The 14,947-nt window shown below is 41.1% G+C and carries 8 protein-coding genes; 6 read left to right on the forward strand and 2 right to left on the reverse strand.

Annotated elements, in window-relative coordinates:
- Nucleotides 1–34: 34 nt before the first annotated feature.
- Nucleotides 35–1,756: a tetratricopeptide repeat protein gene (locus tag IEE83_RS10785; RefSeq protein ID WP_194120590.1), complete on the reverse strand. Its 1,722-nt coding sequence runs from the start codon at nt 1,754–1,756 to the stop codon at nt 35–37.
- A gap of 234 nt (nt 1,757–1,990) precedes the next feature.
- On the opposite strand from IEE83_RS10785, the gene IEE83_RS10790 reads away from it, so the two are divergent.
- Together IEE83_RS10790 and IEE83_RS10795 are read left to right on the forward strand one after the other, a co-directional pair.
- Nucleotides 1,991–2,773 (forward strand): class I SAM-dependent methyltransferase, encoded by a 783-nt coding sequence (locus IEE83_RS10790; RefSeq protein ID WP_194120591.1) that lies wholly within the window; start codon nt 1,991–1,993, stop codon nt 2,771–2,773.
- Between the two features lie 133 nt (nt 2,774–2,906).
- Nucleotides 2,907–6,587: a BamA/TamA family outer membrane protein gene (locus IEE83_RS10795; RefSeq protein ID WP_228101766.1), complete on the forward strand. Its 3,681-nt coding sequence runs from the start codon at nt 2,907–2,909 to the stop codon at nt 6,585–6,587.
- A gap of 56 nt (nt 6,588–6,643) precedes the next feature.
- On the opposite strand, the gene IEE83_RS10800 is transcribed toward IEE83_RS10795, so the two are convergent.
- On the reverse strand, nt 6,644–7,432 hold the full coding sequence (locus IEE83_RS10800) for a PhzF family phenazine biosynthesis protein (protein ID WP_194120592.1): 789 nt from the start codon (nt 7,430–7,432) through the stop codon (nt 6,644–6,646).
- Nucleotides 7,433–7,915: 483 nt separating this feature from the next.
- Between IEE83_RS10800 and IEE83_RS10805 the strand changes: the two genes are divergently transcribed.
- The 4 genes from IEE83_RS10805 to IEE83_RS10820 all read left to right on the forward strand — a co-directional run bounded on the left by IEE83_RS10805 (nt 7,916) and on the right by IEE83_RS10820 (nt 14,932).
- On the forward strand, nt 7,916–8,620 hold the full coding sequence (locus tag IEE83_RS10805; protein WP_194120593.1) for an HAD hydrolase-like protein: 705 nt from the start codon (nt 7,916–7,918) through the stop codon (nt 8,618–8,620).
- Between the two features lie 11 nt (nt 8,621–8,631).
- Nucleotides 8,632–9,756 (forward strand): TIGR03364 family FAD-dependent oxidoreductase, encoded by a 1,125-nt coding sequence (locus tag IEE83_RS10810; RefSeq protein ID WP_194120594.1) that lies wholly within the window; start codon nt 8,632–8,634, stop codon nt 9,754–9,756.
- A 196-nt stretch (nt 9,757–9,952) separates the two neighbouring features.
- Nucleotides 9,953–13,366, forward strand: coding sequence for a SusC/RagA family TonB-linked outer membrane protein (locus IEE83_RS10815; RefSeq protein ID WP_194120595.1), 3,414 nt, complete (start codon nt 9,953–9,955; stop codon nt 13,364–13,366).
- An 18-nt stretch (nt 13,367–13,384) separates the two neighbouring features.
- The gene (locus IEE83_RS10820; protein WP_194120596.1) at nt 13,385–14,932 is read left to right on the forward strand and encodes a SusD/RagB family nutrient-binding outer membrane lipoprotein; all 1,548 of its coding nucleotides are present in this window, start codon (nt 13,385–13,387) and stop codon (nt 14,930–14,932) included.
- Nucleotides 14,933–14,947 lie beyond the last annotated feature (15 nt).

Here is a 14,947-nt window from a genome sequence, read left to right on the forward strand (position 1 = left end):
CTGAAAGAAGTACTAAAATTAAAAGCTTTTTCTGCTATTTTGAATACACTGACGCCGACGGGATTTTTTCTGAACTCGCAAATGCGCGCAGATATTTTGTTTTATAAGCAGCCAGCTGGCCATTTTTTCGTTGTGCCTTCAAACTATTTGATAACCCTACCAAAGACCAGCCATTACCAGGATTAATCACCAGATCTTCCCTGTACACTTTTTCCGCCCCGGCAAATTTTCCTGTTTTTAAAAGAAAAGCTCCCAGAAACTGTCTTGCCGGAATCGGCCAGTCATTGGGCTCAGTGTATACCAGATTGTCCTCAATTTTTATCGCTTTATCCAGACTGTCAAAAGCTTTATCAAATTTCTTTTCTGAAAACAGGATTGAAGCATTTAAGATGTCTTCCGCTATGGCAGCCATGAAAGTTGGTGCATTAAATGGAATCCGGACTTTGCTCAAAATTGGATCTTTGCTGTTTTGTTGAAGCATTTCCAGCTCTTTTTTTGCGGCAATTACATCACCGGTGTTTACAAATGCAAGCCCTTTGGAAAAATTCGAAAGAAGAGAAGCATAACTCCATTTTGGATCCGGTTTTACACTGTCTTTCAGGATTTCTTCCCATTTTCCAAGTCTCACCAAAGTAAGGACTGGCAGCATAAACATATATTGGTCGTAAGTTTGCAGAGGTCCGGGCGAAACACTTTTTCTGCATCGCAAGGCGTCACGCATGCCGGTTTTGTACATTCCTCCACTCATGGCGCAGTAGGTTTGCACTGCAAAATAATGTGTGCTATGTTTATTTAATTGAAGGTGCGGAGCGAGCGAGTCATAATGCAGCAAATTTTTATCGGCCAGATCATTCACCTGAACACCCTTGGTGTACATTCCGTTTCTTTGATATTCATGACTTGACATGTGAACCATGTGGGCAACCCCCGGCAGAAGATTTTTCAGTTTGTCTGCATTGGGAAGTGCCGCTTCCGGGTGTCTGGAAGCCTCGGTAAGATGGATGTGATAATGTAAAGCCGCCGGATGATTTGGATTTTCCTTTAAAATATTCTCGCATAATGCTATCAGTTCCTGCGTCCACGGCTTTGCAGAACCATCGGCATTCCAAAAATCCCAGGCATGCATGAGCATAACGGCATCTACATATAACGCATTTACATCCGCATTACTCTTGTGCCCGGCCACAAGCTTTTTCATCGCATTGGCGTAAGCGATGTTCAAAGTTTTCCGGTTTTTATCAGAAATATCATCCGAATATCTCTGCGTCATTGAGCTGATCAGCGCCTTTTCACTGTCATTACCATACGTCGCTGCCTTGTTCATTTTGTCAATAACTTCGCGAACGGTTGCCGGTAAAACGTAAGAGTGGGCGGCATTATAGTATGGTCCCATCGCAAGCGCTTGTCCCCAATAAGGCATTGGATGGCGTGGATCAAACCGGGAAGCTTCCATGAAAGAGGCAAGCGCTTCTTTCATATGGTAACTGTAATACATGGTAAGTCCCTGATTAAAATAGAACTGGGCGCTGTCGTTGGTACTGGTTATTTTATAGGAATATTGCCCGGCCCCTGGTAAAGGCATAACAAATTTTCCGCTTTCACTTTTCACAGGATTCCCGGAAGGTAACTGTCCGCAAACTGGAATTGCTTCCTGTTTGTAAAAATCAGCCTGTGCAGATTTTTCGTGATGATAGTTTAAGACAAAAACGCCTGAGATTATAGCAAGAAAGGTGAGTGACAGGAGCAAAGTTTTCATTGGGAGCAATTGGTTAAACTGGTTAGATTTTCTGCTATCCCGAAATCGGATGTCAATGAATATCTTTAAATGTAAAAATAGTATACGACTTTTTAGAATAAAACAATCGAGCAGGTAAAGATTAGATAAACTGGCGAAATGATCGCCGGTTTTTAATTTTTTATATAAATTTAGAGTATAAGTTGTTGATTTTTAATTTATTAGATATGGAATAATTTTGACAAAACAGCAATTATGGGTTCAAAAGCAATTCAGGGAGAACTTTGGGGAAAACAGCCAAAAGACTGGGCAGAAATTCAGGAAAAAACCGGTAAGGCAGGTTATGATTATGTATTGAATTTTCTTGATCTGAAATCTGGCGACAAGTTACTCGATGTCGGCTGCGGATCGGGATTATTCAGCAGCCTTGCCAGTGCAGCCGGTGCAGAAGTAACAAGTATTGATGCCAGTGAAAAATTGATTGAGGAAGCAAAACGAAGGACAAATTCGGCAGATTTTTTAACGGGGGAAATGGAAGAACTTCCTTTTGATCACAACACTTTTGATTTTGTCTGTGGTTTTAATTCTTTTCAATATGCTGCAAATGTCAAAAATGCATTGGATGAAGCGGGGAGAGTTTTAAAGAAAAACGGAAAGATCGTGGTTATGATTTGGGGAAACAAGGAAGATTGTGAGGCGTCCACTTACCTGAAAGCAGTAGGAAGTTTGCTGCCGCCGTCTCCGCCCGGAGCACCAGGTCCTTTTGCACTTTCAGAAAATAATTTACTGGAAAACTTACTGGAAGCGGCAGGTTTTAAAATTATTGACAATAAAGATATTCCTTCGGTCTGGGATTATCCGGATAAGGAAATTGCTCTTAAAGGACTGATTTCTGCCGGTCCGGTTGCAAGAGCTATTCAAAATAGCGGTTTTGAAAAAGTATTTGAAACAGTGTCAAAAACTGTTGATCCTTATGTCCGAGAAAACGGACACGTAGTGTATCATAATAAATTCAGGATTATAATAGCTGAAAAATAACCCGTTGCCTGACACTGATAATGTAATTTATACAACATTAACCTTTAAATGGCTATGTGAAAGGAATTGAAGAAAATGTTAATTTGTACTGAATTCGATAATATTTTATCTCACGGACAAATTAATATACACTTTGAGAAAAACACTACTTCTAAAATTTTTCAGGTATGCCGTTTCACAGTTTTTGTTGATTGCGTCGATCTTTTTCCTTGCCAATTTTGAGATAAAAGCTGCGGAACTGAAAGTTGTACTCACAGGAAATACTTCTGAGCTGAAAAACCCTGACCAGTTATTTGACATTATAGAACAATACAATGCGGCTAATTCAACAGACGTTTTGTGGGTTTTAAACGGTGATATTTTTCCTGAGAATTATACGGATGAACAGATAAATAATTGGAAAAGTAAAGCCAACGGGCTATTAAACCGTTTTCCCAAACTTCAAATTCTGCTCAATCAGGGAGACCGCGATTGGGATGATTCGGGCAAAAAAGGCTGGAAAAAAGTGCAAACACTTGAAAAATCATTGCAAAAATTAAAACACCCCAGATTCCATATTTTTCTGGAACGCGGTTGTCCCGGACCGTGGACATATTCTTTGCCCTCGCTGGAAGTTGTCATTATCAATTCTCAATGGTGGAATCATCCTCATGAAAAACCAGTGCCTTCATCCGACGTTTGTACCATAGCGGATACAGACAATTTTATCGAAGAATTTGAAGGCACACTGGATGAGGTGACAAACAAAAATGTAATGATCCTGTCACATTTTCCCTTGCAGTCGCTAGGGAATTATGGCGGTAGATTTCCGGTTTCTTCCTATTTATTTCCGCCGGTTATTGGTAGTGCAAAAGTTGCATTCAGGCAAAATGTCGGGACAAGTGAGGATATTGTTAATTCCAGATTTGATCTGTTTCGATACAAACTAAGCCACATTCTTCAGGATTATTCTTCACTGATTTTTGCTTCCGGTCATGAAAGAAATGAGTCGATACTGAAAATTAAAAATAACTTTTATATCAATAGCGGTTCAATTGCAACCGCAGATTATATTACCAAAGATAAAAAAGCGCCGCTAACTTCTTCCAAGACGGGTTTTGTAGAAATTACCTATGCTGCAAACGGCGCAGTAAATTATCAGAATTACACACTGACAGATAATAAACTTACCAAAGACAAAACAGGGATACTGATGCACTCGGCTTGTGATGAACCGGAGGCGTTGGTTAAAAATACGCTTTACCAGCCATGCAAAAATCCGGTCAGGCCATCGGATAAAATGGAGGTTAGCGACAGAGGTTTTGTGAAAGTGGCGGCAGGCGAAGAATATGCCAGCGGAAAATTCAAGGAAAAGTGGTTTGGCAAACATTACCGTGATTCATGGACGGTTCCGGTGGAAGTACCTTATCTGAATATGGATACCACCAAAAATGGATTGATAATCAGCGGAAAAGGTGGAGGAAGACAAACGACTTCCCTCAAACTTGTGGGAGGTGACGGCCGTGAATATGTGTTCAGGTCTGTTGATAAAGACCCTTTTCGTGCACTGGATTTTGAGTTGAGAGGGACTGTTGTTTCGCAGGTTTTAAAAGATCAGACAACGACCCAGCAGCCTTATGGCGCTATGGCTGTTTCCGGACTTTTGGATAAAATCGGAATTCTGCATGCCACCCCCACACTTTATGTTTTGCCAAAAGACAACAAACTGGGCTCTTTCAAAAAGGATTACGGAAATCTTTTCGGTATGCTCGAAGAGCGTCCTACGGATAAGATTGAAAAGGGGAAAATATTTGCCGGCGCGGATGATATCGAAAAGAGTTTTAAAATGTTTGAGAAACTGTATCATGACCATGATAAAAGGGTAGACAAACAGGAATTTGGGCGAGCCAGGATGTTTGATCTCTGGATTGGTGATTGGAGCAAACATGAAGACAACTGGAAATGGGCTGGTTTCAAAGATAAAAATGGTGAGATTTTTCGTCCTGTTCCGCGTGACAGAGATCACGCTTTTTCAAGATGGGACGGCATTATTCCCTGGATTGCGGACAGAGAGTGGGGGATTCCGAATGGCGAAAATTTTGGTGATCATATCGTTGGCCTGAAAAGTCTGATGTGGCAAGCCCGGCATCTGGATCGCTTCGTCGCCAGCGAACTGACGAGGGAGGACTGGATTAATGCTGCAAAAGAAATTCAGTCGGCTGTTACTGAGAAGGATATTGAAACTGCTGTCAGGAATATGCCATCAGAAATTTATGAAAAGGACGGAAAGGAAATTGAGCGAAAACTCAAAATCCGTATCAAGGATCTGACCCGCTATGCCCAGGAATATTATCTGTTGCTGGCAAAAGAAGTGGATGCCGTCGGCTCAAATAAAGCAGAATTTTTTGAAGTAATCAGAAACATAAATGGTTCTGTTGAAGTCACTGTTTTTGATATTGATAAGAATACAAGGCAGCCAATCCGGTCAAAAATTTATTATCATCGAATTTTTAATAATAAGGAAACCAAAGAAATCCGGTTATTTGGATTACTGGAAGATGATGTGTTTGATATCAAAGGAGAAACGGATCACTCGATCCTTGTGCGGGTAATCAGCGGAGGCGGGAATGATATTGTTACTGATCACTCGATTGTAAAAGGAGGAAGCAAAAAAACGCTGATTTATGAAAAAGACAAAGATGGAAAACTTGATCTTGGTGTTGAGGGAGAAGATGTAAAACCGGCCAGCGAAAAATTGTATGAATATGATCGTAACGCATTTGCTTACAATACCTATTTTCCACTCGGACTCATCACTTTTAATTCATTTACCGGTGTGGCTCTAACGGGCGGCGTTACGTTTACGAGACAGAATTTCTCAAAACCCGATTTCAGTGCCAGGCATATTTTCAAAGCATCGGTTAGTACCAAGGGAAATTACGAGTTTAGTTATGCCAATCAGTTCAGGGAGCTTTTTGGGAAATGGGACGGGATTTCAGAAGCTATCGTGTCGCGCCCACTCAATTACAACTTTTTCTTTGGTGTAGGAAATGATACGAAAAAAGACACCGAAAAGGGTAATAATTACTACCGGACTCAATACAATTCCGTTTCCCTCGCGGCGGGAATCACACGTCAGTTTTGGAAATTAAGCAGAATCGAGCTCACTGCGAAATATGAACGGGACGAAGGAATCCAGCGAAATAACAGCTATTTGTCCGATCATCCGGATGCATTTGGTGTTGAAAAATTGAACCTCCTTTTTGCAAAGGGGATTTTCAATCTGGATTTCCGGGACCGAATTGCCTTACCGGAACGCGGATTTCGTGTGCAATTAATCCAGCAAATAGGTCATGTTTCCAAATCGGATGACAAAGTTGCTTCGATCACGGAATTTGAAATGGAGCAATATCTTTCAACCCATCACAAAAATCCACTGACCTTTGGTTTGAGACTTGGTGGAGGTATTACCAAAGGTCAGCTGCCGTTCTACAAACTTTTGTCTTTGGGTCAGTTAAATGATCTGGCAGGTTTTAGAAGAAACAGATTTACAGGCGAATCCCGCGCCTTTTTGAACACAGAATTAAGATACCAGCTAACCCAGACCAGAAACACTTTCATTCCATTGAAAATAGGTGTCAGAGGATTTTATGATGTCGGCAGAGTTTGGGCTGATGGTGAGCCTTCCTCTGGTGAATACTGGCATCAGGGCTATGGAGGCGGTTTTTATGTCACGCCTTTCCGGGAACAATTTGCATTTAATATCAGCGCCGGAACCTCCAAAGAAGAATCGCTTTTATTAATGATTTCAATTGGCAGTTTCTTTGGACGATAATCAATCTTTTGTCAAATCGATGGTTTCAAGCTGTCGCTTTTGACAAAGAATTTTCATTACTCAATCCAAAAATTACCTTCAGAATAAGTTTTTGCTTTTCCGCCGATCAAAACCCGGTCCCCGTTATCGAAACAAAGCAGCTTTCCTGATCTTTCAGAAATTTGTTCTGCTTTCATTTCTTTTTTACCCAATAGTTCACTCCAATACGGTATAAGCGTACAATGCGCAGAACCCGTAACTGGATCTTCCAAAATTGAAGCCTGTGGGGTGAAGAATCTGGAAACAAAATCACAATTATCGCCTTTCGCAGTAACAATAACACCACCCGGATCCAGATTCTCCTGATCGAATAAATTCCTGTCAATTTTAATATTTCTTATTTCACTTTCAGTATCGTAAACCAAAACATAATCTCTTGATTTGAGGACTGATTTAGGTTGTATGTTTAGCGATTTTTTGATGTTTTCAGGTAATTCGGCGGGTTGTGCTTTTCTGGATGGAAAGTTCAGGAAATACATTTCCTCACTTGTACTTACCACCAGTTCACCGCTTAAAGTATCGAAGATGATTTCTTCCTTCGGATAGTTCAAAATTGTTTTAAGTGCATGAGCCGTGGCTAAGGTGGCATGGCCGCAAAGATCCATTTCAATTTCAGGCGTAAACCATCTGAGATGAATCCGGTCACCGGTTATCACAAAAAATGCGGTTTCGGCAACTGCATTTTCCCGGGTGATTTTTAAAAGTATTTCGTCCGGCAGCCAGCTTTCCAGAGGAACCACGCAAGCTGGATTTCCTTCAAAAACCTTTTCTGTAAAAGCATCAATTTGATATAACCCGAACTTCATAATAGGCTGATTAATGTGAGGTCAAAATATTAACTTAATAACCGGTATGCTGCCGGCAATTTAAGGCAAAGAGCAGAAAATCGGCATGGAAAATCGTTTTAGTACTTTATTTTATTTGTTGATTTGAAAAGTTTACAAAAAATCCAGCCTTGGCGAAAGAAAAACAATTCATCGGCTGCGTTATGATTTGTTTAGTATTAATTAACATTTACTTAATATACATTAAGTTTAAACCACTTAATTTTACAATATTAAAATAGTTCTTTTTGTTAATTGTTAAATATTTATTAACTTATATTTGGTGATATTTTAATTTTAAAGTATTTTTATCTTGTAAATGTAATAGTTAGCAAATATTTGAATTTTAAAAAGTTAAGTAATAATTGACTTGTTGTATTTGCTTGTATCACTAATTTGTTACTTAATCGTTTTTTTGATTTCTTTAATGTTTAGTATTAGTTCACCAATTAAACAGATATAAAAATGTCAATTGAGCTTGTTGTGTTTGATATGGCTGGCACCACGGTAAAAGATAAAAATTTCGTGGGCATAGCTTTTCAGAATGCGATGGATAATTACGGCTACCCAATCGCGATTGAAAACATCAATCCGATCATGGGATATGAGAAACCGGTCGCAATTAAAATGATGCTTGAAAAGCATGAACCGGAAAAGCAAAAAATAACCGAAGCGCTCATAGATAGTATTCACACCGAGTTTGTTGACAGTATGATTAAATTCTATGAAACTTCAAATGATATTGTTCCGCTTCCGAATGTAGAAGATACGTTTTTGAAGTTGCGTGAGGCAGGAATTAAAATCGCTCTGGATACTGGTTTTTCAAGAAATATTGCAGACGTTATTATGGGACGTTTGGGCTGGGCCGATAAAGTTGATTTCCTTGTAGCAAGTGATGAAGTGGAACACGGTCGTCCGTTTCCTGATATGATAGAAAAAATTAAGGCGGCCCTGGAAATTAAATCCTCGGAAGTAATAGCCAAAGTAGGCGATACCGAAGTAGATATTAATGAGGGAATCAACAGCGGCTGCAAATATGTGATTGGAGTTACAACCGGAGCTTTTACGCGGGAAGAATTAATTCCATACAACCCTACGCATATCATCGATGATATTTCGGATGTCATCAATATTATTATGCCTCAAACAGTCACGACTCAACAAGATTAGATATTAAAAAGATGAGTAAATCAGCAATTGTGATCGGTGCAGGGATTGTTGGGCTGGCAACGGCACGCGCATTAGGTGCAAGGGGCTATCACGTTACGGTTATCGAAAGATCAAGCAAGGCAGTTGGAGCCTCGATCCGCAATTTTGGTATGGTGTGGCCTATTGGGCAGCCGGAAGGAAAGATGTACGAAAGAGCTTTAAAGGCTAAAAGTATCTGGAAAGAAGTTTTAACGGGTGCAAAACTTTGGTTTCATGAAGGAGGAAGTTTGCATATGGCTTACCACCAGGATGAACTGAATGTTGTGAAAGAGATTGTTGAAGTGAGCGACAAACGGCCTGTTCGTGTATTAACGGCTCAGGAAACACTGGATATGTCGCCGGCCGTAAATGCAAACGGATTGTTGGGCTCCTTATTTTGTGAAGATGAAATGATCGTCGATCCAAGGCAGGCAATTGCCGGAATTCCGGCTTACCTTACTGAAAAATACGGTGTGAATTTTATCTGGGATACTGCCATTGCCGAAGTGGATTATCCGACGGTAAGATCAGGCGCAAAACAGTGGGCGGCAGACGAAATTTTTGTATGCAGCGGTCAGGATTTTGAAACACTTTATCCAGCCATATTTTCAGCTTCACCATTAACGAAATGCAAGCTTCAGATGCTTAGGCTTGAAGCGCAGCCGGATAACTGGAAAATTGGTCCGTCATTGTGTGGGGGACTATCTTTGATTCATTATGATGGTTTCAAAGCGGCGCCTTCTCTTGAAACATTGAAAGCGAGATACAAGGAAGAATATGCAGAATATTTGAAATGGGGAATTCACGTGATGGCTTCACAAAATGGCCTTGGCGAGATTACGGTAGGTGATTCGCACGAATATGCACTGACCTTTGATCCTTTTGACCGTGAATTTATCAATACGATGATTCTTGATTATCTGGCTACTTTTGCGCAGTTCAAATCGCCGAAAGTATTCCAGACATGGCATGGAATTTACCCGAAAATGACAAACGGAAATACCGAAATTGTTTTAAAACCGGAGGATGGGGTTACCATCATTAATGGATTGGGCGGCGCAGGAATGACACTTTCATTCGGCCTTTGCGATCAGGTGATCGGCGGAACTTATCAATAGAAATAATTTATATCTGTGAGGACTCATATTCCTCACAGATTATTGAAATCGAATAATATCAGATCAGGTTATTGAGCCAGTTTGCTTTTCGCAGAATGGTATTGGCATTGTATTGAGCAAATGGCAGCTTTTTGCCTGCGCTCACCGGACTAGGATTGAACAAATCAAAGCATATACCCATAAACTTGATACTAGGATGAAACCTCTCTCTACAAAACGTTTCCAGCTGAAAAGTGCCGGATTGTTTGCGTTTGGGATACTGATTGCCAACGGGAATTTCAGCCCGGTGCACGCCGCAGTCAAAACCCGATTTCCGGATTTGGAAGTCAACAAAGCCGGGACAAACACCTTGACTGGAAAAAATAAAGCGATAGAAAATATTCTAGCGTATAACAGTAATCGTTCGATATCAGATGCCGTTAGTGCTGATATTAATGTCAAGGGAAAGGTAACGGATTCAAAAGGACAGAGTCTTCCTGGTGTTAATATTGTGATCAAAGATTCGCAAAAAGGCACTGCGAGTGATGCGGACGGAAACTTTCAGATTGCGGTCGGCTCAACTGCTGACATACTGGTATTTTCTTTTATCGGGTATAAGACCCAGCAGGTAATAGTAGGCGGAAAAACATCTGTCGACGTGACCATGCAAGAAGATAACAATGTTTTGGATGAGGTTGTTGTAACGGCACTGGGTATCAGCAGAGAGAAAAAATCACTTGGGTATTCAACACAGCAGGTTAAAGGTGAGATACTTAACGAGTCTCCTGCTTCCAATTTCGTCAATAACCTTTCCGGGAAAATCGCCGGTGTCAATATCAGTGGAGCAGGCGGCGTTGGTTCGTCTGCAAGGATTGTAATCAGGGGAGAATCTTCTTTGTCCATGCAAAGCCAGCCGCTTTTTATTATCGACGGAGTTCCAGTTGGTAATGATAATACAAATAATAGTGGTTCAGCAGATTACGGAAATAGTGCGTCAGAAATAAATCCGGCTGATATTGAGTCGGTTAACGTTTTAAAAGGTCCTGCGGCAGCTGCCTTGTACGGTTCACGTGCGGCGAGAGGCGCGATTGTGATCACAACGAAAAAAGGCAGCAACCGAAAAGGCGTTGGCGTAAGTTTTAACTCGTATATATTCGGTACCAAAGTAGGACGGCTGCCGAAATTCCAGAATCAGTTTGGTCAGGGAAATAACGGACAATATGACGGATCGAATTTTGGAGCAAGCTGGTCGGCTTATCCAAATGGAAATAATGATGATTATGATGAAAGCTGGGGGCCAAGAATGGATATCGGAACTACAAGAGCTCAGTTTGATTCCCCAACTACCAATGGTTATCGGGGCGGTGATGTAGCTGTCAGCAACAGAGGTGACGTGCTGCAGACACCCTGGGTTTCACAACCAAATAACGTGAAGGATTTCTTTACCACCGGGAAAAAGTACTATAACAACCTAGCTTTCTCTGGCGGAAACGAGCATGGAGATTACCGTCTTTCCCTTACTTCGTTAAATGAAAAAGGTGTTATCCCCAATAACAATCTGGATCGTTACCAGGTGAATTTAAACAGCTCTTACAAACTATCTAAAAAACTGACTTCTTCGATCAATATCAATTATGTAAGACAAACCAGCGACAATCGGCCGGATAATGGTTATGGTCGCAGCACGTTCATGTATTTCTTTACCTGGATGGGCAGAAATGTGAACATGAACAGTCTGAAAAATTACTGGCAGCCAGGTTTGGAAGGAATTCGTCAGTATCAATATAACTACGGTGAAAATCATAACAATCCATTCTTCCTTCAATATCAGGACACGAAGGGGCAGAACAAAGATCGCGTTTATGGAAACGTTGCACTCGAATATGCCTTCACAGATCATTTGAAATTAAAGGCGCGTGTTGCAGACGATTTTTACAACGATTTCAGACCAATGCAGTGGGCCGTAAGTACGGTTGATTATGAAAGCGGTCGCTATGAAATTGTTCAAATCAAAAATGAAGAACGCAATGCAGATTTCCTGTTGACTTACAACAACACAACCCGGAATGGAGATTTTGGTATCAATGTTTCAGCTGGTGGAAACCGTTTTGACAACAATGGCCATAGCGAAGATGTAGCTGCTCCGCAACTGCTGATTCCAGGTGTTTACAGCATTGGAAATACGGGAACTGCTTTAACGGGAAGTTCAAGTAAATTCAAAAAACGGATCAACAGTCTTTACGGTACTGCCAATCTGAATTATAAAGATTATGTTTACCTGGATGTAACTGCACGTAACGACTGGTCAAGTACATTACCCGCTGGAAATAATTCGTATTTCTATCCTTCTGTCAGTTTGAATGGAAATCTTAAAAGCATTTTCAATCTTCCTGAATTTTTCAGCCAGGCACAGTTAAGAGGAAGCTGGGCGAAAGTGGGTAATGACACAGGTCCATATGCTTTGAAAAATACATACAATTATGCATCGCCCTGGGGAAGTAATTATGCTTTGGTTGGTACAGGATCACTTTTGAACCCAAAATTGAAACCTGAAATCATCACAACTTATGAAATTGGGACCGCTGTAAGCTTTTTCCAAAACCGTTTAGGATTTGATGTAACGTATTACAATGCGCTATCCAAGAATCAGATCATCAGCCTTCCTTCGGTACAAAGCTCAGGCGCTACAAGCAGACAAATCAATGCCGGTGAAATCAGAAATAAAGGTGTTGAAGTTGTCTTGAATTTTACACCCATTAAAACAGGCGATTTCAAATGGAATATTACCGTAAACTGGTCTCATAATGTAGGGAAACTTCTTTCTTTAACACCTGATGTTGATAAAATTGTTCAGGCTGCTCCTGGTGAAGATGCTTCTATTCAGGCTCGGGTTGGACAAAAAATGGGATCAATTTGGGGACCTGGTTACCAAAGAGTTCCAGACGGACCCATGAAAGGAAATGTGATCATCTTCAACGATTCTTATCCAAGAGGTACCAGCGAAGATATTTATCTGGGAAATTATCATCCGGACTGGACTGGTGGAATCTATAACCAGTTGACATACAAAGGGCTAAGTCTGAATTTTATGTTTGGCGGTCAATATGGCGGTAAGTTTGTTTCCCGATTCTACAACAAAGCAGTTGGTTCTGGTCAGTTAGAAGAAAGTGCAGTGGGACGTGGCGCTCGTACGCCGGGTAAGGAATATGATGGCAAGTATTATATTCCGGGTGCGGCACTTATGGCAGACGGATCTTACCAGCCAAATAACACCAGTACAGACGGAACATACAGCACTGGTGTTTATGGAACTAATGCACGGTATTTCATCAAAAAACCGCTGGATCACATTTCGGAAGCACAGCTTTTCAGCTCAACTTATTTCAAGCTGCGTGAACTTTCGATCGGGTATTCTTTGCCTTCAAAATGGCTTGCAAATGGCAAATTCATAAAAACGGCGAAAATCTCCGTTACCGGCAGAAATCTGTTCCTGATTACGCCAAAAAGCAATAAACATTTTGATCCGGAAGTTACAACGGCAACGGATGGCAGCGGTTTAATCCCTGGATTTGAAAATATGAGTACTCCTTCCACAAGGGAAATGGGTGTTAGTTTGAACTTGATTTTTTAAACGGCAAAACCAGAAATTATGAAAAAGTTAAGCTTTATACCATTCTTGTTACTGCTGCTGAGTTTAAGCTGTACCAACGACTTTGAAAAAATAAATACAAATCCCAATTCACCCGATGAAGTAACGAATGTTGGGCTTTTGTTACCCAATGCAATACGTTCCGCCGTTAACAATAACTTTTCAAGTTCTTACGACCGGGGGAGTATAGCGGCAAATTTAATTGCCTCCGATTACGCAAGTAATTTCAGCAACTGGGCGCGGGCAGATGCAAGCGGCTACTTTTTATGGAACAATTATGATTACATCCGTGATCTGAACGAAGTTATTATGCTTTCGGAAGAGAAAGGTTTAAAAAATTATAAAGGAATTGCCATGGTGCTCCGGTCATGGCTGTTTCAAAATCTGACCGATATTTATGGCCCGATTCCTTTTCGCGATGCGGCCAGTGCAAAACTTACCGGCATCAGTAATCCAACATACGAATCTCAGAAAGCAGTTTATGCCGGATTACTGGCAGATCTTGAAGAAGCTAATACTTTGTTAAGTACCGGAACTGAGTCGGTAACAGGTGATATTCTTTATAACGGCAGCACTTCCAGTTGGCGAAAATTCGGGAACAGTTTAAGATTGCGCCTATTGATGCGTCAATCCAAGAGAGTTGATCCGACGGCAGAAATGAAAAAAATGGTTGGTGATGTTACAACCTATCCGGTTTTTACATCAAACGCGGATCAGGCGGCACTGGAATATATCGCTGATATTCCAGCTAACGAATCTCCTTTCTACCGTTCGGGAAATGGGGGAACAAGCACGAAAATTTCCAAACAGCTTGTCGATTACCTGATCGAAATGAACGACAAAAGACTTTATGTTTATGCACTTCCAACGCCGGCAAGCAGCGCAATTGATGCCAGTGGAAATCGCCCTGATCCTTCTAAATTCGTTTATGCAGGTGATCTTAATGGGATAGGATCATTGCCAAATGCCAATATTACTTCTCCGACGGGCATGTTGTGGATGTCGATTCAATACAGCCCGGACCTTGCCAATGCAAAAGCAGGCGAAGGTATATTGATGAGTTATTCCGAGTTACAATTTATTCTGGCAGAAGCCGCGGAAAAGGGTTATATCACGGGTGGATCAACAGCGGCAGAAAAGTATTATCAAAATGGAATAAAAGATCAGTTTACTTATCTGGCTTCTCGCATTCCTGCAAATTACGCAACTTCTTACCTGAAACTTACTCCGGCAGGTATCACGGCTGACGATGCCTATTTCAAACAGGATGCCGTTGCATATACCGGAACGAGCGCTCAAAAGCTTGAAAAAATTGGTATTCAAAAATGGATTTCGTTGTATCTTGTTGGTTATGAAGCGTGGTCTGAATGGAGAAGAACGGGGATTCCGACAATTCCGGTTGGGCCGGTGGGACCTGGATATATTCCAAGGAGAATGTTTTATCCGGCGGATGAGCTGCGGATTAATGAAGCGAATTATGCCAAAGGCGTTGCTTTACTAGGCGGTGCGGATGATTTGAAAACACGTGTCTGGTGGGATAAACAATAAGTATTAAATGAATTT

Source organism: Dyadobacter subterraneus (assembly GCF_015221875.1).
Taxonomy (GTDB): domain Bacteria; phylum Bacteroidota; class Bacteroidia; order Cytophagales; family Spirosomataceae; genus Dyadobacter; species Dyadobacter subterraneus.